We start from the raw sequence: 25,970 nt of genomic DNA on the forward strand, positions 1-25,970 counted from the left end.
GCTCGTCAGGCTCATAACCTGAAGGTCGTAGGTTCAAATCCTACCCCCGCAACCACTTTTACCGAACTCGAGACACAGTCACCGCTTACCCCAGCCCGGGGTGGGTGTTTTGCAGGCTGCGCCAACTCAATCATCGTCGACAGCGCGCCTTCGAGTTCGAGTTTGATCCCTTCCCCCTCATGCGTAACACTCACCCGTTCAATCAAACTCCGGATGACCTCGAGACCGCGTGTTCGGATCTCAGGATCGCTCAAAGTCTCTGATAATGTGGACACTTTTTGACGGTAAAGCTCGGACAGGTTTGGGTGTAACCGGACCCGAGACGGGGCCGGCGCTTCCAATGCGGTGTCCAGTGTTGCGACTTTGCTTTCCAGCTCTTCCAGTTTGGTTTTGAGCCCCGGAGTGCGTAGACCATCTGCAATTGCCTCATAGAGGCCGTCCAATTTGCGTACAGTCGAGGCTCGTTCGGTCTGCAGACGCTTGCGATTGGTCTCGGTTTCTCCAGCCCGGGCATTAGCCTCTTTGCTAAAGGCCTTCACAAACTCCGCGACAGCTTTTGGCTGCATGAACCGGTTGTGGAGCAAGTTCAAAACCGCGTCTTCCAGAATAGGGCGGCGCACGGATTTGATTTGGTCGCAGGTGCCAAGTTTGCGCGCAGCTGAACACGCCAGATATTCCTTGCCAACGGCACTCAGGCGGCTGCCACACTGCCCGCAGTAAGCCAGACCTGTCAGAAGGTGGACCTTGCGGCGCTTCTCCCAGAATTTGGTAGCCTTTATCGCCTGCACCCGCGGTTCCGCAGCAATCTCGCCCTGCCTGTCCTTGACCTCTTGCCAGAGGGTATCGTTGACAATGCGTAGGTGTGGCACGTCTTTGATGATCCAATCAGCCTCGGGATTAAGCCTTGAAACGCGACGACCGGTGTCGGGGTCTTTGAGGTAACGTAGCCGGTTCCAGACAAGGCGTCCGATATAGAGTTCATTGTTAATAAGACCGGTCCCCCTCTGACGGTGACCGCGGATCGCAGTGTCACGCCAGAGCTTGCCCCTTGGACCTGGCACGTCTTCAGCGTTCAGTCCCAATGCAATAGCTTTGGGCGATTGCCCGTCAGAAAACTCCCGAAAAACCCGACGAATGATGCTGGCTTGTTCTTCGTTGATCAAGCGTTCACCCGTGACAGGCGCACCGTCCGGTTCTAGGCGGTGGACCACATCATACCCATAGCTGTTGCCGCCACCGGAGAACCCGCCCTCGACGCGGCCGCGCAGCCCGCGACGCGTCTTGTCGGCAAGGTCTTTTAGGAAGAGCTGGTTCATCGTGCCTTTGAGGCCAACATGTAGTTCGGAAATCTTCCCTTCAGATAGGGTGACGATAGACACTCCGGCAAAACTCAGGCGTTTGTAGATGGCCGCAACATCCGCCTGATCGCGGCTCAGGCGGTCCAATGCTTCAGCCAGAATGATATCCACGCCGCCACCCTGAACTTCGCGCAGCAAAGACTGAAGACCGGGTCGCAGCATGCTGGAACCAGAGATGGCTTTGTCTGAAAATACATCCCTGACGGTCCAGCCCAGGCGATTTGCATGTTCCTTGCAAACGTGCAATTGATCCTAAATTGAAGCTTCCCGTTGCATGGCCTACGAATAACGGGCGTAAATCGCTGCAAGACATGCCAAGAAACGCATCTCGGATGTGCGTAAGAGCACTGATTTCAAAGCACAAGCCAAAGTTGTTTTCACAAAATTGGGAAGCCGAAAACGGTCATCAAAGAAATTGAAGGAGGCAAAGGCGACCAGTCAGACACAGTTGTCTCTGTTTTGACCTAAGTGCCTTGACGGCCATTTTTTCCAACGATGTAAGAGGTGAGTAATGGTCAAAACGTCAATTTATGGGAGCCCGTGCCCAGTCATACCTCAGCTACAACCTGCAACATAGAAATGTCCGCTTCATGGTAGTTACAGCGCAACGTCAGCCCAACTCGCGAATGTCAGAAATGGGCCGTTTGCCTTCCTCGGCAAATTGGGCGGTGAACTGCCGTTCGCTGCACTTTTCACCAAGGTCTGCAACGCGGGACAAACCCGCCGTTCAGTTTCCTGCCTTTGCTGATGCAGCATTTCTTCGCACGTGCAGCAGCGCGCTTGCGGCAGTGCGGCGGATTTCACCGAAGCGGCCGTTCAAGCGGGCCAACTGCAACGGATATCAAACTGACCTTTAGCTGCGCCTTGCATGAATTTGAGAGATGCGGGAGAAGCCAGATTCCGCCGTAGTTTCTCCAAAGTCTGCTTTCGGCATTTCAAGTATGCGCATGAATGCGTCACTGCAACTTCAGGCGTAGAAAACGCAAATAGATTTTAGTTTCTAAAGTTATAATTGCATGCGTTGACAATTCTGGCCGTTATTTTACAAAATTCGCCATGGTGAAACTAAGCAAACCAAAGCTAGACATCGTCGTGTTGGTAAGCCCTCACTTCAATGTTTCGGCGACGACATCCTTTGTCGACCCTTTCAGGATAGCGAACTACCTATCTGGAACGGCGCGGTTCACGTGGACTTATGTCTCGGACACAGGTGGTCACGTAGAATCCAGCAGTGGTTTGGTTGTCGAGACAACCCCATTGAACGACGTAATCAAGAATAAGCCCTGGCTTGTTCTCGTTAGCACAAGTTGGACGCCCGAACGTCACGGGACGCCTCGATTCAAAGTAGCCCTTCAGAACTGGAACGCGAGTGGCGCAGTTCTCGGAGGATTAGACACCGGTGCAATTGTGCTCGCAAACGCAGGACTGCTGAAAGGCAAAACTGCGACGGTCCATTATGAGCACATCGATGCCTTCGCAGAAGTTGCCCCAAACACCACTGTGTCCGAGAACATGTTCGTCACAGATGGCAAGGTTTTTACATGCTGTGGTGGGACCGCCGCCACCGATCTTGGACTGCGATTGGTCCATTCAGTTGCCGGTGAAAGCATCGCCAATGCATCTGCACGCTACTTATTTCATCACGAAGTACGCGGTGAGGGGAAATCTCAAAACCCTAAAAAGATTGAGCCTCTCGGTTATGTCACATCTGGCCTCGTCCGCGGCGCAATCGATCTTATGGAAGCTCACCTAGAAACGACATTGTCGATCCCTGCAATTTCGGAACGTTTACAGGTCTCGCAACGGCAGCTGGGCAGACTGTTCCAGCAATATGTCCATAAATCACCGGTCGAATATTACCGCGATATCCGGCTAGATCGGGCCCGTGGATTGGTCACGCAAACCGAGCTGAAATTTAGTGAGATTGCGCAAGCCTCTGGGTTTAACGGGCAGGTACATTTCAGCCGCGCCTACCGCCAGCGTTTTGGCCTGACACCGACCGCCGACCGCGTTGAGGGCCGCGTACCGTTCGAGTTTCGGGCTTGGCCGATGTTCAAACCCGATCTTAAGTCCGAAGGTGCTTAGTCGCCTTTTGCATCGCGATCAGCATATTATCACGGTGCGCTGACAGCTCTTTGGGGCTTTGTCCCTGCGCCTGTGCAGCCATGCCATCGACCAATTGTTTGATCACATCATCGTCCAAACGCGGATCGCCCAGACCATCCCACCAGCCGTTGAACGTGTCTTTGAAATGGTCACAAAACGCCTGCAACCCACCTTTGCCAGCGCCCAGGTGAAATAGCGTCGTTGGTCCCATCGCTGCCCACCTCAATCCCGGTCCAGCCCACATCGCTTTGTCGATATCTTCAACACTTGCAACACCTTCCACCGCCATGTGAACGGCCTCGCGCCAAACGGCAGCTTGCAGACGGTTAGCAACGTGTCCTGGCAGGCCTTTGTTGATGCGGATCGTGACTTTTCCTATGTCTTCATAGAACGCTTCTGTGCGGTCAAGAATCCCGGATCCCGTTTTCTCATTTGCAGTTAGCTCTACCAAAGGGATCAAGTGCGGCGGATTAAAAGGATGGCCCAAGATGAGCGGCTTGGGATCGCGCCAGCCCTCCTGCAAGGCTTCCAGCGTCAGCCCGGATGTCGAGCTAGAGACGATAACGTCATCTTCAAGCTCAGGTTCGATTTCAGCATAGGTCGCGTGTTTGATCGGAAGGCGTTCGGGCACGTTTTCTTGGATGAATTGTGCGCCTCTTACGGCTTCACCTGCAGTTGGCGCAAACCGAATTGCGTCAGGCGTGGCGCATGCCGTCAGGCCCAATTCATCTAACGCAGGCCATGCTTTTTCAATGTAGGCACGCACAGATGCCTCAGCATTCGGATCAAGGTCAAAGACAGTGACACTGCGTCCCGATGCAAGGAAAATTGCGGCCCAGCTTGCGCCGATCACGCCCGCTCCGAGAATTGCTGTTCTTTCAACCTGAGACATCAGAACAACCCAGGATTTAAGGGCGAAGCAGCAGTCATGCCGCCGTCCACTGTGAACAATTGACCTGTTGCAAAAGACGACTCGTCTGAGGCCAACCAAAGCGCCATCGCAGCAATATCATCTGGTTTGCCAAAACGTTTGACCGCATGCCGGGCCAGAGCATCTGTTTTGGCTTTTGTTGGGTCTTTCGCTAGGTCGAACCCTGCGTCCAACATGCCCGTTTCGATCCATCCCGGACAGATTGCGTTGCACCGCACTGTCGGTCCGTGATCCACTGCGATAGAACGCGTAAGCCCATGAACAAAAGCCTTTGACGCGTTGTAGAGCGCCATAGATGGGTCTGCAACATTACCTGAAATTGACCCGATGTTTATGATAGAGCCGCCAGCGCGCATCTGTGGGATCACTGCTCGGCAGACATTAAAGACGCCCTTGGCGTTTGCCCCCATGACCAAATCCCAGTCGACATCTGTGCTGTCCACGACTGTCTTTTCGACCTGCACGCCGGCGTTGTTCACCACGATATCCAGCGTACCGAGTTCCCGCACGGCGGCATTCACTGCCTGCGCATCAGAAACATCCAAAGACAACCAGCCAGCATCCAAACCATCCGGTGCGGGTCCGCGCCCGCAGGTGATCACTTCGGCCCCCTCAGTCATGAACATGTCAACAATGCCACGTCCGATGCCTTGCCTACCGCCCGTGACAAAGGCGCGTTTCCCCGACAACCGCATCAGTGCGCAACCATGACGTGACGGATCGCGGTATAGGCATCAAGCGCATAGACCGACATGTCGCTGCCTGTACCTGAACCTTTCATCGCGGCCCATGGCATCTCTGGCGTAGCGACCCCGTGCGTGTTGACCCACGTGAAGCCATAGCGCAGCTTTGAGCTCATCTGCATCGCGCGCCCCACGTCTTTAGTCCAGACCGACGACGCCAAGCCATACGGCCCAGAGTTGGCAATCTTTAGAGCCTCCTCCGCGTCGGAAAACCGCGATACGGTTACGACCGGTCCGAAGACTTCGCTACAGGCCACTTCGGCGTTGTTTTCTACATTGGCGATCACAGTCGGGTGGTAGAAAAAACCGTTCCCTTCACCGGCGCTACCGCCTGTGACGATCTCTAAATTGCTTCTGGCGCGATCTACAAAACCAGCGACGCGAGCCCTTTGCGCGGCAGAGACCAGCGGGCCCATTTCTGTGCTCTCGGCTTTTGGTGCTCCGATCTGTATCTGGCCAACTTGGTCTGCAATCTTCGCAACAAGTTTGTCATAGGCACCGTCTGCCACCATCACACGGCACGGCTGCGCACAGTCCTGTCCCGCATTGAAATAGCTGCCATAGCGGATGGTCTCGGCCACTGCGTCCAGATCCGCATCATCGAAAACAATGACCGGGGCCTTGCCGCCCAGTTCCAGATGCACATGCCTGATTTGTTGCGACGCCGCGCGCATTGCGGCCCTCCCCGTTGCTGGCGAGCCTGTGACGCTGATCCCTTCCATCTGTGGGCTATTGATCAACGCATCACCGACACTTGGCCCGCGCCCATGAATTACATTCAACACGCCTTTCGGCAGAACATCTTGCAGAAGCTCGGCCAGCCGCAGCGTCGACAGCGGTGTGATCTCAGAAGGTTTCAACACGACAGAACACCCCGCCGCGATAGGAGCTGCAAGTTTCCAAGACGCCATCATCAGCGGATAATTCCAAGGCGCAATCGCGGCGACGGGGCCAATCGGATCGCGCCGGATCATCGAGGTATGGCCCGCCACGTATTCCCCTGCCGCAGAGCCCATCATCGTGCGCGCGGCCCCGGCGAAGAAGCGGAACACATCAATCGTCAGCGGCATCTCGTCGTCATGAGCAGAGGGCCAAGGCTTGCCCACGTCGAGGCTTTCCAGTTCCGCCAGTTCTTGACTGTGGGCTTCGATCACGTCTGCAATTTGCAACAATATCGCTGCACGCTCGGCTGGTGGTGTAAACGAGAACGTCTCAAACGCCTCTTGAGAGCCACGCACAGCCGCTTCGATTTGCGTGGTGCTGGCCTCATTCACTTTGCCAATGACCTCTCCCGTTGCCGGATCAAGGACGTCCAAGCCTTCGCCGTCGCCTTGAACCATTTCGCCGTTGATCAACATTTTCGTCTGCATGTTTGTCTCCTTAGAACCCGACCTGATCGCCACCTTTCAGCGCGAGCCGTTCCCGCGCCTCAGTCGGTGTTGCGACCGTAAGGCCCAGATTTTCGATAATTCTACGGATGCGGGTCACTTGCTTCGCATTGGATTTTGCCAACTCGCCTTTGCCAATGAACAGGCTGTCTTCGAGACCTACACGCAGATTACCACCGCGCATCGCGCTTTGAGTGGCGAAAGGCATTTGATGACGGCCCGCAGCCAAAACCGACCATTCGTAATTCTCAGCCCCAAACAGCTTGTCCGCAGTGTTGTGCATATGGTTCAAATGATCGGGATCCGCTGCAACGCCGCCCAAGATGCCAAAGACCATCTGGATAAAGAATGGCGGTTTGATCAGCCCCTGATCGACGAACCATTTGACGTTGTAGAGGTGGCCAAGATCATAGCATTCGCACTCGAATTTCGTGCCGTGATCACCGCCAAGCTTTTCGATGGCATAGCGTATCGTTTTGAACGTGTTGGGAAAGATGAAGTCTTCGGTCATCTCAAGGAAAGGGCGTTCCCAATCGTGTTGGAAGTCCGTGTATTTCTGAAGCATTGGAAAGATGCCAAAGTTCATGGACCCCATATTCAGCGAGGCCATTTCAGGGCTGGCAGACGTTGCGGCTAACAGCCGTTCGTCCATCGACATGCCCAAACCACCGCCCGTTGAGACGTTCATCACCGCATCGGTAGATTGCTTGATCACGGGGAGGAACTGAGCAAACAGCTCTGGCCTTGGATCGGGTTTGCCCGTTTCGGGGTGGCGCGCGTGCAGGTGGATGATCGACGCACCGGCTTCGGCCGCCTCAATACTCGCAGTGGCGATTTCGGCCGGCGTGATAGGCAGGTGTGGCGACATGGACGGCGTGTGAATACCACCCGTTGGCGCGCAGGTTATAATAACTGACTTTGCCACTATAACTTCATCTGTTGCACTTGCGCAGACAGCCCCCCGTCCAAAACCCATAGTTGGCCAGAGGCATAGCGCGCTTCGTCTCCGGCCAGCCAATTTACAAGATTGGCAATGTCAGTCGGCGTTCCATAGGTGCGCATTGGATGCACATCCCGCACCGCTTTTTGCAGCGTCTCTATGTTGCCACCCCCACCACCTGAGCCATCACCTTCAAAGAAACTTTGCAACATTGGCGTGTCGATATAACCGGGGCAAATCGCGTTGACGCGGATACCTTCGGGGCCGTGGTCACAGGCCATTGCACGGGTCAGCGCATGCACGGCACCTTTGGTCGCGCAATAAGCTGCAAGGCCCGGATCAGCGATAAACCCGTCATAGGAGCCGAAGTTGATCAGGCTAGCGCTGCTGCCAGACTTAGCTGCTGCGCGCATCAAAGGGATCGCGTATTTTGAGGTCAGAAAGGTACCCGTCGAATTCACAGCAAAACTTTGGTTCCATTCCTCAAGCGTGGTTTCTTCGACTGTCTTTTCAATCTCAATCCCTGCCGCGTTCACGAGGATATCCAACTTGCCATGCGTGCTGCGGACGTGGTCCATAGCCGCAATGGCATCGGCTTCTTTAGTCACATCCAGCTTCACGAAGTGGCTGCCGTCATCGTCATGTTTGTCCAGCGACCCTTCGGGCGTTAAGTCAGCCACATAGACCGCCGCACCCTCTTTGAGAAAACGGGCGACGATGGCACGGCCGATGCCGCCACGCGCGCCAGTTACGAGTGCGATTTTTCCCTGAAGCGTCATTCGGTTTGATCCTTTATCGGCGGATAGCGGTAGCGGTTTGCGGCGACCGTCCAATCCATGTTGTTGCGTACATATTGTTGGCTAGCGTCGGATGGTGGGTTGTAGTCCCACGGCGCGCTTGCGCCTGCCTCCATCGCGGCATGAAGGGCACGGCGGGATTTTTGCGTCGCTATGATTTTGGTCCGCAAAGCGTCACCGTCCCAACGGGCCGCGACTTCATCTGCAAAGGCTTTGGATGCGTCGGCGTAGGCCGGATCCATAGCGACATTTACGCGCTCCGAGGGATCTAAGCTGAGGTCGTAAAGCTGCGGCGGGTCGCTGTCGCAATGGATGTATTTCAACGCACCGCGCCGGATCATGATAATGGGATATCCTGTCATTTCGGCGCAGTATTCGCCAATGGCCTCATCAACCGGATCATCTTGGCCACGCGCAAGTGGCATCAGACTACGGCCGTCAATCGGCTCTCCGATCATGGCCTGATCGCCGCCACCGATCTCAATGAATGTCGGCAGCAAATCCACCAAAGATACCGCGTTTTGCGCCGTACCAATCGACACGCCCGGCCCCGCCATCACCATTGGCACGCGGGCGGAGTGTTCAAAGAAGTTCATCTTGTACCACAGCCCACGCTCGCCCAGCATGTCACCGTGATCAGCAGTGACGATCACAATGGTATTTTCTAATTCACCGGTCTCTTCCAGAGTTTGAACCAGTTCCCCGATCTTGCTATCGAAGAAACTGACGTTGGCCAGATAGGCGCGGCGCGCGCGGCGAACTTCCTCGTCGGTCAGAGGGACATAAGAAGCTTCAATGCCATCCATCAAGCGGCGCGAAAACGCGTCTTGATCCTTTGGCGGGGGGGTAAATTCAGGCATATCGATTTCGTCGTCTGAATAGAGGTTCCACCATTCGGGCCGAGCGACATAAGGGTCATGGGGGTGGATGAAGCTGGCTATCATCGCAAAGGGCGCACCTTTGCCGAGCGCCTTGTCCCGCGCAGCGTCAAAGAGCCAGCGTTTGGCGGCAAACCCAACCTCATCGTCATAGTCGATCTGGAACGTCGCATGCGCCACACCGCTTTCCTTGACGGTTTGCATATTGTGGTACCACTTGTCGATCCGCTCATCCGGCGCTTCCCAATCGGGGGTCCATGCAAAATCGGCTGGGTAAATATCGGTCGTCACCCTGTCTTCAAACCCGTGCATCTGATCAGGCCCGACAAAGTGCATCTTGCCTGCCAGGCACGTCCGGTAGTCCAGCGATTTAAGATAGTGCGCAAAGGTCGGAACAGAGGCCTTGAACTCGGACGCGTTATCATAGGCCGCGATCCGGCTGATGTGCTGGCCTGACATAAAAGCAAATCGCGACGGCGCGCACAGCGGCGAGTTGCAGTATGCCGCATCAAAGCGCATACCCCGCGCGGCGAGCGCATCAAGGTGCGGTGTTTTAGCGACCTTATGCCCATAAGCTCCTGTGAATTGCGGCGCGAGCTGATCGGCCATAATCACGAGGATATTGGGCTGCGTCACGCAGCACCTTTGGCATAAGCATCCAGAACCAGCCCGTGAAAGTGATGCACGGCATGTTCGGATTTTCCCGATCCATCGGGGTCATTTACGATACGCCCTTGGCTGAAGGCAGGCGTATTCATCCCGCGTTGCACGCTTTCCACTAGCCCGATGTCTTCGACCTGCAGCACCTCATCGAGGTAACGGATCGCGTCCAGCTCCATTGTGTCCGGTTCGGGCGTCTCAAGGAAAAAATCATAGGTTTCCAGTGTCCGGTCCGGCCCCACGGGTATGATGTTGAGCACAATCATGCTGGACCGCCCCGGATAGCGCATTAAACAGGTCGTAGGATACAACCACCACACTGCGTGGGTTTTTACAGTAGCATTTGAGACGTCATAGGCCGCATTCGGACTATTGCCTGCATCGGCCATATGGCTGGAGTAAATCCCGTAGGTCGTGACCTTGTAAGTGTCCATATCGACCAGATCGCAGAAGTCTTTGTGCGCCGTCGGGCAGTGGTAACATTCGAGGAAATTATCAACGACGTTTTTCCAGTTTGACTTGATGTCATAGGTCAACCGGTGGCCGAACGTGAGTTGATCCACATCCGGTGCCCAATGGCGCACCTCAGTTTCCAAGTTGCCGGATTGCGCCGACAAGGATGTCGCATTGGGGTCCAGATTGACGAAGACAAAACCGCAGAACTCTTCGACCTGAACTTGGTCGAGGCAAATGTCGCCGGTATTGAAATCCTCAAGGTTCTCGGTGTGCGGCGCGCGGGTCAATTGGCCGTCCAGCTTGTACACCCACGCATGATAGGGGCACATGATCCGGCTGGTATTGCCTTCGCCCGACAACAGTTCATGTGCACGGTGCTTGCAGACATTGTAAAACGCGCGCAGCAGATCTTCTTTGTCACGCACGACGGCGATGGGTTGTCCGGCGATTTCGACAGTTACAAAGGCTCCAGGTTCCCTCGTTTTTTCAACATGGCAAACCCATTGCCACGTTTTGGAAAGGACGGATTTCAGATCAGCGTCAAACCATTTGTCTTGCGTGTAAGCGTCAGCCCGCAACGAGCTTGAGCGCGATGGGTCCGGATCATAGCCATGTGAAATTGCGTCAGAGTCTTTCATGTCGTCCCTCCCAAGATTGGTTCAGTCTAAGTAAATCTTGGGAAGTCGCTATACAAAAATAGACACCATTTTTATGTTTTTGGCCGATGGCTACCCAACCGAAATCTTTTGCGACCACCGTAACAATGAACGCGAAGCAGGTTTAGCTTTCCTTTAGGCCGACAAGTAGCCCGACATAATTTGCGAGCGCCAGCTTCGATCTATCTACTCGAAAAGTGGGACAGCAGACGTTGGTAGGCGCTGCAGCATTGGTCAGATTGGGCTCAATTTTGCCGACTGCTGCGAGATGTACCAAGAGCTGGTTTGAATTAGCGAACGACAGTGACCGTTCGCCAACCTTGATTAGATGTCGATACGCTCAGCGATGCTCAACGCATCTTCCAACTCAACGCCCAAGTAACGCACTGTACTATCGACCTTTGTGTGGCCTAACAAAAGTTGCACGGCGCGCAGATTGCCAGGCTTGCGGTAAATCTCCGCAGCTTTGGTGCGGCGCATCGAGTGCGTTCCGTATCCGCTTGATTCCAGACCAATCGCTGTCACCCAGTCACGCACAAGTCGACCGTACTGGCGCGTAGAGATGTGAGGACGCTCATGAACGCGGCTAGGAAATATGAAGCGGCAACCGATCATCTCGGGTGATCTTACCCAAGCAATGACGGACTCTCGTGTGTTTTCAGTCAGTTCAAACTGAACCGGTTTCTTGGTTTTACTTTGGATCACCGAAACGCGTTCGCGAACGCGATCATCTTTGACCAAATCAGTCACGGCTAGTTTGACCAGATCGCAGCCGCGCAACTTGCTATCAATCGCAACATTAAACAACACAAGGTCGCGAAGGTAGGCTGCAAGTTCGAGCCGCGCACGGATTGCCCACACCTGTTTGGGAAGCAGCAGTCGTTTCTGGCCGATGATCCTCCCTTTGTTCCATGCTTTGTGTTTTGGGGTGACTGCGGGAAGTTGAACTCTTGGCATAAATGCCCTCCGATCCTCCCTCCAAACCCAGATATCAGCACAGCGCTGACGGGATACTATAACCCAAATTCTTACGTTTGCTTTGTAGTGGCCTGACCGCCAAGTGTTTCCGCACAATCATTCGGCCGCTTCGAACCCACATGCACCGATGCTGCTGGATGCAAAAATGGTCGCGATACCTCATCAGGCGGCTAATCAGATTTGGCGAGGTATTAACTCGGCCTTAGTCTAGGAAAGCTGCCTCTACGGCTTTCAAAACGGCGTCCTGTGTTTGTTCCAAATCCGCTTCGGTGACCGCGAGAGATGGATAGAGTTTACCGGGCGATTTGAAGATGCCATTTCTGCGCAGGGTAGCGTTATATGCTACATTATGCGCAGGGTCGTCGTGCTTTGCTGAACGATAGTCTCGACAGGCAGCCTTTGTGAAGAAGATATCAAACAGGGTTTCGTCGCCGCAAATTTGGTGTGGGACACCCGCTTTGGTCAGCGCGTCGCTTTGCATGTCTTGAAGGGATTTACCAATGGCGCGCAGCTTGTCATAGCTTCCTTTACGGCGCAGAACCTCCATCGTTTTGAGGCCCGCCGCCGCGGCAATTGGGTTTCCAGACAAGGTCCCGAGCTGCATGAGCCATTTGTCAGAACCGACGACTGCCTTGTCGAAATGCTGCATGATCTCGGCGCTGGCCCCTAGGGCTGCAAGGGGGAAGCCGCCGCCAATGATTTTGCCCAAGGTACAGATATCAGGCGTCACGCCATAACGTTCCTGCGCACCGCCATAGGCCAGTCGAAATCCGGTGACGATTTCGTCGAAGATCAGCAACACCGCGTGTTTGTCACAGAGGTCACGCAAGCCTTGCAGATACCCCGGTTCGGCTGGAATGATCCGTTGCAAAGGTTCTGCGATAATGGCTGCAACGTCTTTGTGTTCATTCAAAAGCGCCTCGACGGCTGCCAAGTCATTGTACGGCGCAATCAACATTTGATCCGCAACACCCTGCGGGATGCCTGCGCTGTCGGGGACGGCTTGTGGGAAATTTACGCGGGTCGATGGCGCAAGGCTCATCTGCGCCTCAGCACTCATGCCGTGATAACCGCCTTCGAATTTCAGGATCTTGTTGCGGCCAGTGTAAGCGCGGGCAAGGCGGATGGCATACATGTCGGCCTCACCGCCTGATGCGACAAAGCGAACCTGCTCACAGCACGGCACGGCGTCCACGATAGCCTCTGCCAGTTCGACACCTTTGGAATTGTTGGCGAAGAATGTCATACCTTTAGGGAGTTGTTCCAGAACCGCTTCCATCACTTCTGGGTGGCCATGACCCAACAGCATAGGGCCAGATCCGATCAGGTAGTCGATATATTCGTTTCCGTCCTCATCCCAAACGTGGCTGCCTTCCCCCCGCGCAATCATGATGCCGGGGTCGAAGTTTCCAAAACCACCCGCGGGTAAAACGGCCCCAGCGCGTGCGATCCAATCGGCTTGAGATGTCAGTTTTTGCATGTCTTAGTCCAGTTCCAAAATGGGAGTGCCAAGGCGGTCTACGTCAGGTGTTACACCAAGACCTGCGCCGTCCGGCGGGGCGATGCGGCCGTTTTCGCGGGTCGGGCAGTCGGGGGCGATGCGCGGTGCGACATAGGACGACAAATCGCAGGTGTTGAGCAGCGCGCCATGCGGTGTCGAGGCTGCGAAATGCAGCGAGGCGGCTGTGACGATGTCCGACCCCCACGTGCATTCGGCGCAAATTTCGGCCCCCAAATGCACGCTCAGATCACGCGCACGGCGCATAGCTGAAAGCCCCCCGAATTTCGACAGCTTCAGCGCGACTGCGTCCAAAACGCCAAGTTCCGCCGCTCGCATGAGGGACGCCGGATCATAAGCGCCTTCGTCGATTTTCATCGGCAGGCCAGTCGCTTGTCGCACGGCAGCACAATCTTCGAGTGTTTTACAGGGTTGTTCCAGCATTACATCAAGGTGAGCCACTGCGCGCCCCGTGCGCGTGGCCTGCAGCTTCGTGGCCCCACAATTCCAGTCGCCATAAACCAACGGCCCAGGGCCTACAGCCTCGCGCACCTTCGTCAGTCGTTCCGCGTCTGCTTCCCAATCCGCGTCCGCCCCGAGTTTCACCTGAAACTGGCGAATGCCGGTGGCGTAAGCCTCTTTGGCGATCCGCGCCATTTCGTCAGGCGCTATGCAGGTGATCGAATGATACAGTGGCATGTCGCGGCGGGTTCGTCCGCCCAAAAGCTGATAGAGCGGAAGGTTGGTTGCTTTGCCGTATAGGTCCCACAATGCCATATCGACGATGGATTTCGCCGCCAGATGCCCCTGCAAGAACCCATCCAGTTTGCGCATAGGGGCATCGATACCCGTGGGCGTGATGCCCAGAATTTCGGGGGCCATTTCTTGAACAGCGCTCGGCACGCCATCTGCAAAGGCAGGCAAGTAATGCGGGATCGGACACACCTCGCCCCATCCTTTCAGCCCAGTATCGGTTGCCAGACACAGCACGTGGGTTTTGACCGTATCGCATGTTTTCCCGTCGGCCATGTAATATGTCTCATGGCTGGTCAGATCGATCGACCAAAGCGTGATACGGTTAACCTTCATGTATAGGTCGCCACGGGATCACCCAAGGCATTTTCATCAGGATGCACGCCTAAACCCGGCGTTTCGGGCAATTGTAGATGACCGTCCTTGTTGCGCGGCCCGCGTCCGCCCGCGATGTCCACTGTCAGCATATCCTGGCAAGCCCACACAGCGTGGCAGTTTGCATCAGGGATCGTGGCCGCCAAATGCAATGCTTCGGTGTCAGCCAAGACCGAACCGCCCGTCGCCATCACGAACATGTCGATACCGTGCGCCAAGGCAACGTCGCGCATGCGGGCCGCTTTAGTCAGGCCACCGACACGGTTGAGCTTGATGCCAAAGACCTCGGCCAAGCCATCATGCGCGATGCGGGCAGCGTCTTGGAGGGTGACCAACGCCTCATCTACCGAGACAGGCGCTGAATGTTTGCCGGAAATCGCGGCAATATCATCCAGCGTTTCGCAAGGCTGCTCAAACATCACGTTCAGGTCCTCGGTCGCGGACATCACCCGCAGCGCCTGTTGGCGGGTCCAGCCACGGTTCACGTCATACAGGACGATTTCCCCCTCGCGCCGGATGTCTTCAACGTCACGCACCCTTGCGATATCGCATTCCACATCGCCGCCAATCTTGACCGAATGCGCGATGTAGCCGCGCTGGCGGTAGCGGTCGATCACAGCGCGGGTTTCTTCGACCGTCTTGGCCCCCACGGAAGACGCAATGGGGCGCGGTGTACGTGATCCACCTCCCATCAGATCGGCAATGGGCATGCCTGCTGCTTGCCCCGCAATGTCCCAGCACGCCATGTCGATGGGGCTTTTGGCGTAAAGATGACCGGGCAGCGCCAGGTCCATCGCCCGTTCCACGTCCAGCACCTTGCGCGGATCAAGCCCCATGATGAACGGGGCCATCGTCTCGACCCCTGCGCGAATACCGGGTCCGTGCGCAGGCACATAGGTGTGACCCCACGGCGTGCCTTCACCCCAACCTGTGATGCCAGCGTCTGTCTCGATCTTGACCAGTGTTGCGTCCAGCATTTCAAACTTCAGCCGCCCACCAGACAGCCAATAGGGATGCTCTAGTGGCAGATCGACTTGGTGAACCGAGATGCGTGTGATTTTCATAGGGTATACTCCGAAACGGGCGGGCCAAGGCTTTCAAAATCAGGTGTCACGCCGAGGCCCGGTGTATCTGGTGCGTATAGTTTGCCGCCCTCCGACCAAGCCCCGTCAATGCCCGTTGACCGCGTGTTATAATTCATAAGGTCAGTCGTGTTTTGCAGGTATTCAGGCGGGGTAGAGGCCGCGAAGTGCGCGACCAAAGCAGTCGTGATTTCACCGCCCCACGTGTCTTCGCTGACCACAGGAATACGGTTGTCGACCAGAAAGTCCCTCACGCGCCGCGCTTTGGAAATTCCACCAAGGTTTGAAACCTTCAGACAGCAAATCTCTGCTCCGCGATCCGCAACAATGCGCTGCGCCGCAGCCATGCCGGTAACGCATTCGTCCAGCTTCATCGGTTGCTGGGCAATGCGCCGGACTTGCTGACATTCTTCATAGGTCTGGCAGGGCTGTTCGAGGATGTAGTCAAGATCAGCCGTCGCGCGGGCCACACGAATGGCATTGTCCACACGCCATCCTTGATTTGCGTCGGCCATCGCCTTTTCACCCGATTTTAGGAGCCCAACACCTGCTTTAATCCGGTCGATATCGGTGGCCCAATCACCGCCCACTTTGATTTGGAACTGTTTGTACCCGTCGCCGCGATAACGTTCCATTTCAGCAAGCGTTTCATCCGTGCCCTTTTGCGGGGCCACTCGGTACATCGGCGCCCCATCGTTCAGCTTGCCACCCAAAAGCATCCAGACGGGCTGACCGCAGGCTTGCCCCAAAATGTCCCAACATGCTGCATCAAACGGAGCCTTAGCATATCCGTGCCCTTGCACGGTATGATCCATGAGCTGCTCAATGCGTGCAACCTGACGCGGGTCTTCGCCCAGCAGTTTTGGCGCAGCAAGGCGGGCAAAGGCCTCGACCCCCTCAGAATGGGCCACCATGTAGTTTTCGCCACAGGGCGTGAATTCGCCACAGCCTTGCAGGCCCGCATCCGTGTCGATGACAACGACGCTGGCCCGCGCCGTTTCAATCGCATTGCCCCCACCCCAGACATACGCACCACCCACATAGGGTAGGTCTGTTTTGTAAATACGGATGCGGGTGATTTTCATGGTGTCACGACGATGTTGCCGGTGTGTTCTTTGGCAATGAACGCAGCTTGCGCCTCTCGCAGTTGAACCAGTGGGTAGCTCGCAGCCAAGGCGGGTTTGATCTCGCCGTTTTCGATATAGCGGACGAGGTTTGGCATGACCTCGGGCGTGATCACGGTCGAGCCCGTGAAGGTCAGGTCGCGCAAATAGAAGGTGCGCAGGTCCAGCTCAACCATCGGTCCGGCGATTGCGCCCGAGCAGGTGTAGCGGCCGCCGCGTTCAAGAACGTCGATCAGGGTTGGCCAGTACGGGCCGCCGACAATGTCCGCAACAACGGTGATTTTTTCATCGCCCAACGTTGCGCGCAGGTTCTCAGACGCGCGGGGCAAAATCATATCGGGGCCTAGCTGAAGCACCTCGGTGTGCTTTGCCTCGGAGGCCATCGCGATCACGCGTGCGCCGCGCCGTTTGGCCAATTGCACCAGAGCACCACCAACACCCCCCGAAGCACCGGGGACCAGAACGGTATCCGCCGATGTCACCTGCGCGCGGGTCAGCATACCCTCAGCAGTGGAGTATGAGCACGAAAAGGTGGCGAGTTCGGCATCGGACAGCTCTGATGTGATGGCAAGCGCGCTTGCCGCAAGCGTCGTGGTGTATTCGGCAAAGCCACCATCACGCTCGGACCCGAAATAGCCCGTTTTGTTCATGTCAGTCGAGGCGTCCACATCGCGCAGCCAACCGTCTGTGATCACCCGTTCGCCGATGCGCGCCGCGTTAACGCCTTCACCAACAGCCACGATCTCACCACAGACATCGGCCCCTTGGATGCGCGGAAATGTGATCGGTGCACCGCCCCAAGTGGGGTCATCCTCGCCCACGTCCTCAAACGCGCCACCCGTTGTGGCGTCGGTCACGGTCTTGGAATACCAGCCCGAGCGCGTGTTCACGTCTGTGTTGTTCAACCCGCAAGCGCCGACGCGGATCAAGACCTCTCCGGCGGCGGGTTCAGGACATGGCCAATCCTCATGCAGCACCATTTGATCGAGGTCGCCGTGGCCCATCGTGACCATGGCGCGCATTGTTTTAGGCAGGGTCATGGCGCGTCCATTCGAGCTTTCAGGCTGTCAGGGTCATAGGCAGGAGCGCCCAAGACCCGCGCGGCCCTAGGTTCTCCGTGAATGACCACTGACAACGCGGTGTCGGGAACGGCGGCTTCGGGTTTGATATACGCGAAGGCCAGAATTTTGCCGACAGTCGGCCCGTAAGCTACAGATGCGGTTGACCCGACAACTTTGCCGTCTTGCATCACAGCTTCGCCGCCATGTCCATCTGCCTTGCCGTCGGGTTCAATTTCAAGATAGGCGCAAACCCATTTCAGATCGGTGTTCAATGTCTTGTCACGACCCAAGTAGTCTTTGTCCGTGCGGGCAAAGCGCAGCACATCCGCCTCAGCGAGCGTCACTTCATTGGTCAGCTCTCCTGCGCCCTTAAAGCCTTTTTCCATCCGCATGACGTTCATCGCGAAGGAGCCGTAGTCCGCGATCCCGTGCGCTTCTCCCGCTGCCCACAATGCGGTGTAGACGTCGAGACAAGCGGTATGTGGCATGTGAAATTCCCAGCCCAACTCACCCGCATAGGACATGCGGAAGGCCCAGATGCCGTGGCCCGCGACAGTGATTTGCTGCGCAGACAGCCACCGGAACCCCGCGTTTGACAAATCGGCATCCGTGCAAGCGGCCAGAACATCCCGTGCCTTAGGGCCATTGAGCGACAAGGCGGACCAGTCAGATGACAACGGGGTGATCGTCACGTCTTCCGCGTCGCGCTGTTGTGCCAAATGGTCGAGCAATCGTTGTTCAAAGAACGCAGCACACACCAGATAGAATTGGTCATCAGCCATGCGTACAATCGTTGTTTCCAACTCGATCCGTCCAGCCCGATTGAGCATGTGCGTCAGCGTAATGGATCCTACTTTTTGCGGCATACGGTTCGCTGTGAGACGGTCCAGCAAGGCATAGGCATCGGGGCCTTCGACCAGCACTTTGGTGAACGCGGTCACATCCATGATGCCGACGTTGTCGCGCACCGCTTTCACCTCAGCCGCGACCATGCCGTCTACAGGGGTGCGGTTGAACGAATAGTGATCTTCCTGCGCGATCCCTTTGGCAAAGAAACGCGGGCGCTCGAATCCGTAGACTTCCTCGTGCACAGCCCCCTTGGATTTCAGCAAATCGTGCAGTGGCGATGGCTTGATTGGCCGCCCAGCCAAACGGTTGAAATGCGGAAACGGAATCTCGTGGCGCAGGCAGTAGTCTTCTTCGGCCTTCACCACCTGCCATTCCTTCGTGGCGTAGCTGCCAAAGCGGCGCGGGTCATAGTCGCGCATCGAGATATCAGCTGCACCATGCACCATCCACCGCGCCAATTCCCGCGTCAGGCCTGGCCCCCAGCCGATGCCGATCTGCGTGCCACAACAGCACCAGTAGTTGCGTACGCCCGGAGCGGGGCCAATCAACGGGTTGCCGTCAGGTGGGTGGCTGATCGCGCCGTGGACTTCGCGTTGAATGCCAAGTTCCGCAAAGATCGGCATGCGGTTCAGGCTTTCCTCAAGATAAGGCATAATGCGGTCATAATCGGCATCAAACAGCCAGTTTTCATAATCCCAAGGGCAGTGGTCGTGCCAGACGGAGTTCGGGTTTTCCTTCTCGTAGATCCCGATCAGCCCACGCTTTTGCTCCATCCGGATGTAGCCAGACACCTTTTTGTCGTCGCGAATGACAGGCAGTTCCGTCTCAAGCGCCTCAAACTCTGGTACCGGTTCGGTGACAAAATAATGGTGCGTCATCGACGTCATCGGCAGTTGCAGTCCAGACCATTCACCCATTTGCCGCGCATAAGTGCCGCCTGCATTGACCACGTGTTCGCAAGTGATCGTGCCCTTGTCCGTCTCGACCTGCCATTCGCCGGATGGCAGCTGCGCGATATTCGTCGCACGGCATTGGCGGATGATTTTCACACCCTTTTGACGCGCACCTGTTGCCATCGACATCGTCACATTGGTGGGGTCAACGTGCCCATCGTCTGGCGTGTGCAGCGCAGCCAGAACCCCGTCAAGGTTATAGAACGGATGCAGTTCAGCCACCTTTTCAGGCCCGACCAATGCGATGTTGAAGCCAAGCGAGCGACCCACAGACAGAGTGTGGCGCAGCCAGTCCATCTCGTCCTCGGTGTAGGCCAGTCTGAACGACCCGCAGCCGTGCCATGTGACGGGTTGGCCTGTCTCTGCCTCAAGCCCGCCAGAATAGAGGCCGATGTTGTAGTCGACGCATTTGCCCAAACCAAAGCTGGACGTGGAATGTGTAATCTGTCCCGCTGCGTGCCATGTGCTGCCCGATGTAAGCTCGGCTTTTTCGAGTAGAACAGTATCATCGCCCCAGCCCTCATGGCCAAGATGGTACGCAAGTCCGACACCCATGACACCGCCCCCAACGATGACAACGCGTGCGGTGGTTGGGAATTCAGTGGCCACGGGAAACATCTCCATATGAGTCGTATTTTCTGTAGACAGGCTATGCGGACAAAAGTACCATCGTCAATCATGAATGGGACAAATGTATCAAATACGATTCTGGACCGCCTCGCGGGCGAGTTGTCGGAGCTAACTCCAGAGGCGCGTAAGGCCGCGACTTACGTGTTGGAAAACCCGCGTGACGTGGGGGTGTCGACTGTGCGCGAAATTGCGCAAGCCGCGAATGTAAAGCCCAACACCGTAGTTCGAATGGCGCGACAAGTGGGGTTTGAAGGCTACGAAGATTTCCGCGAACCGTTTCGGGACGCCATTCGCAACGGTGCCGCAGATTTCCCTGACCGCGCGCGGTGGTTGCAAGATATCTCAAAATCGGGCGATCTTGGCGGCCTTTACGCCGATATGGTGCGCGATGTGATGACCAACATCGAGGAGACTTTCGCAGGCATTTCAACTGAAGACATGAAGGTTGCGGCTGAGGCGATTTGGGACGCACGACGTGTTTTCACCTTGGGGGTTGGGGTCAACAATTCAGTCGCACGCAATTTCACCTATTTGGCCTCGACGGGTATGACCGAATTTCACGCGATACCGCGCCCAGGGTCCACGCCAGTCGATGATCTCGCTTGGGCCGATGGCAACGACATGCTGATTGCAGTCACCTGCAAGCCTTATCGGTCCGAAGTCGTCGAGGCCGTCGAAATCGCGCAAGAGCAAGGTATGACTATCGTGGCCCTGTCGGACAGCCCTGCCAGCCCGATCATCCGAATGGCGGACCATGGCTTTGTCGTCTCCGTCGAAACCCCACAGTTTTTTCCATCGTCGGTGAGCATCATCGCTTTGTTAGAAACGCTTTTGTCGTTCGTGATTGCCGTGGCCAGCGACGAAATCCCTGAGCGGGTTGAGACCTTCCACAAACGCCGCCACCAACTGGGCCTTTATCACCAAGAGGACACATGACCGATCCAATCAGATCATTGGCCGCGCGATACTACACGGACCCTCAGGTGTTTGAGGTCGAGAGCGCGGGCCTTCTTGCGAAGACGTGGCAATTTGGGTGCCATGCATCAGAACTGGCAAAAACAGGCGACTACGCCACGTTTGAAATCGCGGGCGAAAGCCTGTTTGCGATCCGTGGGCGTGACGACAAAATCCGTGTGTTCTATAACGTCTGCCAACATCGCGCGCACCAACTGGTCAGCGGCACGGGCACAACCCGCGTCGTCGTCTGCCCCTATCACGCTTGGACGTACGAACTGACAGGGGAATTGCGTGCAGGGCCGAATATCAATGCCGTTGAAGGCTTTGATAAATCCGGCATTTGTCTGACGGAAGTGCGTGCGGAAGAATTTGTGGGGTTCGTCTTTGTGAACCTCGACCCAGATGCTGCCCCCATGGAGGAATGGTTCCCGAACGCACGCGCTGAGTTGGAAGAATGGGTGCCCAATTGGGCTGGACTCAAACCACTGGAATGGGTCGACATCCCGGAGAATTGCAACTGGAAAGTCTCGGTCGAAAACTATTCGGAATGCTATCACTGTTCGCTCAACCATCCGACCTTTGCCAACGGCGTGGTCAAGCCCGAAACCTATGACATCCAGCCGCAAGGCAAGTGCTTGCGTCACACAACCGAATGTCAAAGCCTTGAGGATATGACCTATGATGTCCATTCAGGCTTTGCGCATCAATATGAATACTCAAGCTGGTTCCTCTGGCCGATGTTCTCGTTTCAAGTCTACCCCGGCAATGTGCTGAACACCTATCATTGGCGTGCCATTGACGCCTATCATGTGGTGGTGTGGCGCGGGTGGTATTCCGTCGGTGGTGTAGAGGACGAAAAGGTGCGCTCGCTTGCGGTGCAAGACCGTGAAACGACAGTGGAAGAAGACATTCATCTGGTTGAGGCAGTGCAACGCGGCCTTGGGTCACGCGGTTACAAACCCGGACCCCTAGTCGTTGATCCCAAAGGCGGCGTGAATTCAGAACACCCTGTTATGCACCTGCAACGTTGGATGAGAGACGCAATTGATGGCTGACTTCGCAATGCCTGAAAAATGGACAGCAGATCAAAAGCTGTTCCCACACCAAGTCGGATTTACCTGCCCACCGTTTGATTACGACGCGGCCCCGTCCGACTTCCTGCGCATGTCGCCGGAAAGCGTCGGTGTGCATGGCTGGATGCTGCATGTGCCGGATTACGTGCACGGGTTGGATCAGCGCAAAAAGAACTTCGGGATGATGGAGGATTTTGTGCACTGCATGTCGCGCAACGGCGTCGATGTCTGTGGGCAAGTCGGGTCCAATTGGGTCCATGCTAGTGGGCTGGGTGTTGAAGGCATACGCCAGCATTGCGCCGATCTGTCCGAGAAATACGAGACCCGTTTTCATATGGCGGGATATGCCATGGTTGAAGCCTTGCGCTACCTAGGCGTGGAAAAGGTTGCGTTAAACGGGGCCTATCATTGGCCTGCGTGGTGGCAGGGCACCGCTGGGTTCCTGCGCGAGGCGGGGTTTGACGTGCTTTGGGCCGGCAATTTCGTCGATCAGGGCTGGTTTCCCGATCAAGAGGCCGTGAACGCCAAACGCTGGATTTTCGACGGCGATCTGTTTGATCGCAGCTTTTCCTACGTGGCCGAACAGGCCCCCAATGCAGACGCTTATCTGATCAATGGTATGTGTAATTTCCGCTGTGGACCGAACGGCCTGCCGCAACGCCCTTTGCACCTTGCCCGCGATATGGAGGCCAAGTTGGGTAAGCCCGTCATTGGCCATGACACGGCGCTGTATTGGCGGATCATGAAAGATCTGGGCATCGCGCCAACCACGCCGCAAAGTATGTTGTTGGAGAGCCTGCATGCATAAGATCATCGCGCTTTGGGCCATCCCGCGATCCACCTCCACCGCGTTTGAATGGATGATGCGCCAGCGTGGCGATCTGGACTGTTTGCACGAACCTTTTGGCGAGGCGTGGTATCAGGGCGAAGATCCGTTCTGGCCGCGCTTTAAAGAGGATGAGAAAACCACCAAAGGCCTGAGCATCGAAAGCGTTTGGGACGATATTCAGAACCGCGCCGCGAAGGGTCCCGTCTTCCTCAAAGACTTCCCGCACTACATCAACCACATGTGGACGCCGGAATTTCTGGGCCATTTCACCCATGCTTTCCTGATCCGCGATCCTGCCAAGACGATCTCAAGCATGTACAACAAATGGCCCGATTTCGATGAGCTAGAGGTCGGCTTTCCCGAACAACGCGCGTTGTTCGACCTGCTGACAGCCTTGAACGGCACCCCGCCCCCTGTGATTGACAGTGACGATCTACTTGAGGACCCCGACAAAATGGTCGCGGCATTCTGCGATGCGGTTGGTATCCCGTTCATAAAAGACGCCATGTCTTGGAAACCGGGCGGCGACCCCTCTGCGCACAGCTGGTGGGACGGCGGGTCGTTTCACGCCAATCTCGCCCAATCAACAGGCCTGACGCCGCAGGTGCGCCGCTATGTCGAAGTGGCGGATGCCCCCGAACGGGTACGCCGTGTGCACCGCCGGATGAAGCCACATTACGATCACCTCTTTCAGCATCGGATCAAACCCAAATGAAGACCTATTGGCAAAACTACATTGATGGCGCGTGGGTCGACGGCGGCGCGGGGCGGATCGATGTGATCAACCCCGGCACAGGCGAGAAGCTAGCGGAACAAGCTCTTGCTGATGCGGGTGACGTGGACCGTGCGGTTATGGCGGCACAGCGCGTGCATCAAGCTGGTGTATTGTCTGACCTGCGCCCCGTTGAACGCGGGCGCATAGTGCAAGCCATGGGGCGTTATCTGCTCGATCACATCGACGAACTTGCGCAGGTTCTGACATTGGAACAGGGCAAACCACTTTGGGAGGCGCGGATCGAAGTAGAAGGCGCTGCGCGGTATTTCGAATACTATGGCAATCAAGCGGAAACGGTCGAAGGCCGCTCCATCCCGCTTGGCAAAGACTATTTCGACTTCACGACCTACGAGCCCTTTGGCGTCTCTGCCCAGATCATCCCATGGAACTACCCTGTTGAAATGATGGCGCGATCCCTGTCTGCGGCGCTGGCAACCGGCAACACCTGTGTCATCAAAACACCCGAACTGACGCCGCTGAGCAACGCGTGGTTCGCCAATGCGGCCGAGGCTGTGGGCTTGCCCAAAGGTGCGGTGAACATCCTGTGCGGTTTGGGCCATGACGCTGGTGCCGCGCTGTCGGCACACCCGCATGTAAACCAGATCGTCTTTACCGGATCGGTGCCAACAGGGATCGCCATTGCCACGGCCGCCGCCCAGAACGTCGTGCCTTGCGTGCTGGAACTTGGCGGCAAGTCCGCGGCCATCGTCCATGATGACGCCGACCTCGCGGCGTTTGAGAATGATGTACGTTGGGGCATCTATTTCAACGCAGGTCAGGTTTGCTCTGCGATGAGCCGCGTGATTGTCCATGACAGCGTTCATGACGCGCTGGTGGACCGGATGGTCGGGGTTGCACAATCATTGACTGTGAAGCCGGGTGTCGAGCAGCCTGAATTCGGGCCGACAATGGGCGCGATGGTATCCGAAAGCCAGCGTGACCGTGCCGCCCAAATGGTGAGCGATGCACAGGCGCAAGGGGCCAATGTCGCAACGGGCGGGCGCAAGATGAACATCCCCGGAGCATTCCTTGAACCAACCATCCTAACGGACATCACGCCTGAAATGACCATCGCCAACGACGAAGTATTCGGGCCTGTGCTCTCCGTTCTGAAATTTTCAACCGACGACGAGGCCATCAAGATCGCCAATGGGACGCCCTATGGATTGGTTGGGGGCGTTTTCACGAGTAACCTTGATCGGGCAACGCGGGCCGCACAACAATTGCGCGCGGGACAGGTCTTTGTAAATGAATGGTACGCAGGCGGGGTTGAGACGCCATTTGGTGGCTACGGTAAATCGGGCTACGGGCGCGAAAAGGGCCGCGAGGCTTTGTGGAATTACGTACAGACGAAGAACGTCGCGATAAGACTGAAGGGATAAGACATGAGTGCATTTGATGAAGACCTGTTTCTCAAGGGGCTAGCGCAACGCAAATCCACGCTGGGCGCGCAATACGTTGAAAAGAACCTCGCGGCGGCGGATGACTTTACCCGTCCTTTCCAAGAAGCCATGACGGCGTGGTGCTGGGGCTTTGGGTGGGGCGATGACGTGATCGACGCGAAGACCCGTTCGATGATGAACCTGTCGATGATTGGCGCATTGGGCAAAATGCATGAGTGGGAAATCCATTGCCGTGGCGCGATTAACAATGGTGTAAGCCACGACGAAATCCGCGCAATTATTCATGTCATCGGCATCTACTGCGGCGTCCCCCAAGCGCTGGAGTGTTTTCGCGTTGCGCGTAAGGTTCTTGAGGACGCTTAGTCTCGTACAAAGGGTGCTCGAGCTGAGATGGTCTGTTATTCTATCATCCATGCGCTTGGCATAAATAATCCCTCAACAACTTCAGAGATTGTAGCCAAGCGGTCGCATACGGAACTGTTGCGATTGGCAACAAAGTCCGCAACTTGTTCCTTGCGCGGGTCGTTTCCGCTGTAGCACGCAGGAATGGCCGGTTTTTCTGTTGCGCGGCGGCATAGAGCTTTACGCTATTGCAGCATTTTTCACGCTGCGAGCGCATGCAGCACGAAAATCGAATTCACACTGTGGGCTCAATGCCGACCTTAGCTGCGCATTTGGCCAAAGTCTGGTAAGGGCAGTTCATGTCGATCGACGCAA

Annotated in this window: 22 protein-coding genes; 7 read left to right on the top strand and 15 right to left on the bottom strand. The window is 56.2% G+C overall.

Annotated elements, in window-relative coordinates; all coding sequences use genetic code 11:
- Positions 1 to 11 precede the first annotated feature (11 nt).
- Positions 12 to 1,604 (bottom strand): recombinase family protein, encoded by a 1,593-nt coding sequence (locus PH7735_RS19955; protein ID WP_233488363.1) that lies wholly within the window; start codon positions 1,602 to 1,604, stop codon positions 12 to 14.
- A gap of 810 nt (positions 1,605 to 2,414) precedes the next feature.
- Here PH7735_RS19955 and PH7735_RS19960 point away from each other — a divergent pair.
- Positions 2,415 to 3,443, top strand: coding sequence for a GlxA family transcriptional regulator (locus tag PH7735_RS19960; protein WP_058313211.1), 1,029 nt, complete (start codon positions 2,415 to 2,417; stop codon positions 3,441 to 3,443).
- On the opposite strand, the gene PH7735_RS19965 is transcribed toward PH7735_RS19960, so the two are convergent.
- From PH7735_RS19965 to PH7735_RS20030, 14 genes are all read right to left on the bottom strand, one after another.
- Positions 3,424 to 4,356: a 3-hydroxyacyl-CoA dehydrogenase NAD-binding domain-containing protein gene (locus PH7735_RS19965; RefSeq protein ID WP_058313212.1), complete on the bottom strand. Its 933-nt coding sequence runs from the start codon at positions 4,354 to 4,356 to the stop codon at positions 3,424 to 3,426. The genes PH7735_RS19960 and PH7735_RS19965 overlap by 20 nt on opposite strands.
- Positions 4,356 to 5,090: an SDR family NAD(P)-dependent oxidoreductase gene (locus PH7735_RS19970; protein WP_058313213.1), complete on the bottom strand. Its 735-nt coding sequence runs from the start codon at positions 5,088 to 5,090 to the stop codon at positions 4,356 to 4,358. The genes PH7735_RS19965 and PH7735_RS19970 overlap by 1 nt, the downstream gene beginning before the upstream one ends.
- Complete coding sequence (locus tag PH7735_RS19975; RefSeq protein ID WP_058313214.1) at positions 5,090 to 6,508, bottom strand: gamma-aminobutyraldehyde dehydrogenase; 1,419 nt, start codon at positions 6,506 to 6,508, stop codon at positions 5,090 to 5,092. Before PH7735_RS19975 ends, PH7735_RS19970 begins: the two co-directional genes overlap by 1 nt.
- A gap of 10 nt (positions 6,509 to 6,518) precedes the next feature.
- Positions 6,519 to 7,451, bottom strand: coding sequence for a 3,5-dioxohexanoate:acetyl-CoA acetone transferase (gene kce / locus PH7735_RS19980; RefSeq protein WP_058313215.1), 933 nt, complete (start codon positions 7,449 to 7,451; stop codon positions 6,519 to 6,521).
- Positions 7,451 to 8,245 (bottom strand): SDR family NAD(P)-dependent oxidoreductase, encoded by a 795-nt coding sequence (locus PH7735_RS19985; RefSeq protein WP_058313216.1) that lies wholly within the window; start codon positions 8,243 to 8,245, stop codon positions 7,451 to 7,453. Before PH7735_RS19985 ends, kce begins: the two co-directional genes overlap by 1 nt.
- Entirely contained in the window at positions 8,242 to 9,777 is a 1,536-nt protein-coding gene (gene betC, locus PH7735_RS19990; protein WP_082645345.1) for a choline-sulfatase, read from the bottom strand. Before betC ends, PH7735_RS19985 begins: the two co-directional genes overlap by 4 nt.
- A complete protein-coding gene (locus tag PH7735_RS19995; protein WP_058313217.1) occupies positions 9,774 to 10,895 on the bottom strand; it encodes an aromatic ring-hydroxylating oxygenase subunit alpha in 1,122 nt (373 codons plus the stop codon). The genes betC and PH7735_RS19995 overlap by 4 nt, the downstream gene beginning before the upstream one ends.
- A 342-nt stretch (positions 10,896 to 11,237) precedes the next feature.
- Complete coding sequence (locus PH7735_RS20000; RefSeq protein ID WP_058313218.1) at positions 11,238 to 11,870, bottom strand: tyrosine-type recombinase/integrase; 633 nt, start codon at positions 11,868 to 11,870, stop codon at positions 11,238 to 11,240.
- Positions 11,871 to 12,093: 223 nt separating this feature from the next.
- Positions 12,094 to 13,371 carry an aspartate aminotransferase family protein gene (locus tag PH7735_RS20005; RefSeq protein ID WP_058313219.1) on the bottom strand — a complete coding sequence of 426 codons (1,278 nt, stop codon included), beginning with the start codon at positions 13,369 to 13,371 and terminating at the stop codon, positions 12,094 to 12,096.
- 3 nt (positions 13,372 to 13,374) lie between these two features.
- Positions 13,375 to 14,478 (bottom strand): mandelate racemase/muconate lactonizing enzyme family protein, encoded by a 1,104-nt coding sequence (locus PH7735_RS20010; protein WP_058313220.1) that lies wholly within the window; start codon positions 14,476 to 14,478, stop codon positions 13,375 to 13,377.
- Positions 14,475 to 15,581, bottom strand: a complete 1,107-nt coding sequence (locus PH7735_RS20015) for a mandelate racemase/muconate lactonizing enzyme family protein (RefSeq protein ID WP_058313221.1) — start codon at positions 15,579 to 15,581, stop codon at positions 14,475 to 14,477. The genes PH7735_RS20010 and PH7735_RS20015 overlap by 4 nt, the downstream gene beginning before the upstream one ends.
- Entirely contained in the window at positions 15,578 to 16,684 is a 1,107-nt protein-coding gene (locus PH7735_RS20020; RefSeq protein WP_058313222.1) for a mandelate racemase/muconate lactonizing enzyme family protein, read from the bottom strand. Before PH7735_RS20020 ends, PH7735_RS20015 begins: the two co-directional genes overlap by 4 nt.
- Positions 16,681 to 17,763: an alcohol dehydrogenase family protein gene (locus PH7735_RS20025; RefSeq protein ID WP_058313223.1), complete on the bottom strand. Its 1,083-nt coding sequence runs from the start codon at positions 17,761 to 17,763 to the stop codon at positions 16,681 to 16,683. Before PH7735_RS20025 ends, PH7735_RS20020 begins: the two co-directional genes overlap by 4 nt.
- A complete protein-coding gene (locus PH7735_RS20030) occupies positions 17,760 to 20,195 on the bottom strand; it encodes an FAD-dependent oxidoreductase (protein WP_267885820.1) in 2,436 nt (811 codons plus the stop codon). Before PH7735_RS20030 ends, PH7735_RS20025 begins: the two co-directional genes overlap by 4 nt.
- A 69-nt stretch (positions 20,196 to 20,264) precedes the next feature.
- On the opposite strand from PH7735_RS20030, the gene PH7735_RS20035 reads away from it, so the two are divergent.
- Genes PH7735_RS20035 through PH7735_RS20060 form a run of 6 tightly spaced genes read left to right on the top strand, consistent with a single transcriptional unit; the run spans position 20,265 to position 25,616 of the window.
- The gene (locus PH7735_RS20035; protein ID WP_058313224.1) at positions 20,265 to 21,152 is read left to right on the top strand and encodes a MurR/RpiR family transcriptional regulator; all 888 of its coding nucleotides are present in this window, start codon (positions 20,265 to 20,267) and stop codon (positions 21,150 to 21,152) included.
- Positions 21,149 to 22,228: an aromatic ring-hydroxylating oxygenase subunit alpha gene (locus PH7735_RS20040; RefSeq protein ID WP_058313225.1), complete on the top strand. Its 1,080-nt coding sequence runs from the start codon at positions 21,149 to 21,151 to the stop codon at positions 22,226 to 22,228. The genes PH7735_RS20035 and PH7735_RS20040 overlap by 4 nt, the downstream gene beginning before the upstream one ends.
- Positions 22,221 to 23,054 carry a hypothetical protein gene (locus tag PH7735_RS20045; RefSeq protein WP_058313226.1) on the top strand — a complete coding sequence of 278 codons (834 nt, stop codon included), beginning with the start codon at positions 22,221 to 22,223 and terminating at the stop codon, positions 23,052 to 23,054. Before PH7735_RS20040 ends, PH7735_RS20045 begins: the two co-directional genes overlap by 8 nt.
- Complete coding sequence (locus PH7735_RS20050; RefSeq protein ID WP_058313227.1) at positions 23,047 to 23,790, top strand: sulfotransferase-like domain-containing protein; 744 nt, start codon at positions 23,047 to 23,049, stop codon at positions 23,788 to 23,790. Before PH7735_RS20045 ends, PH7735_RS20050 begins: the two co-directional genes overlap by 8 nt.
- Entirely contained in the window at positions 23,787 to 25,232 is a 1,446-nt protein-coding gene (locus PH7735_RS20055) for an aldehyde dehydrogenase family protein (RefSeq protein WP_058313228.1), read from the top strand. Before PH7735_RS20050 ends, PH7735_RS20055 begins: the two co-directional genes overlap by 4 nt.
- A 3-nt stretch (positions 25,233 to 25,235) precedes the next feature.
- The gene (locus PH7735_RS20060; protein WP_058313229.1) at positions 25,236 to 25,616 is read left to right on the top strand and encodes a carboxymuconolactone decarboxylase family protein; all 381 of its coding nucleotides are present in this window, start codon (positions 25,236 to 25,238) and stop codon (positions 25,614 to 25,616) included.
- Positions 25,617 to 25,970 lie beyond the last annotated feature (354 nt).

Origin of the sequence: Shimia thalassica (assembly GCF_001458215.1) — a bacterium.
GTDB classification, from domain to species: domain Bacteria; phylum Pseudomonadota; class Alphaproteobacteria; order Rhodobacterales; family Rhodobacteraceae; genus Shimia; species Shimia thalassica.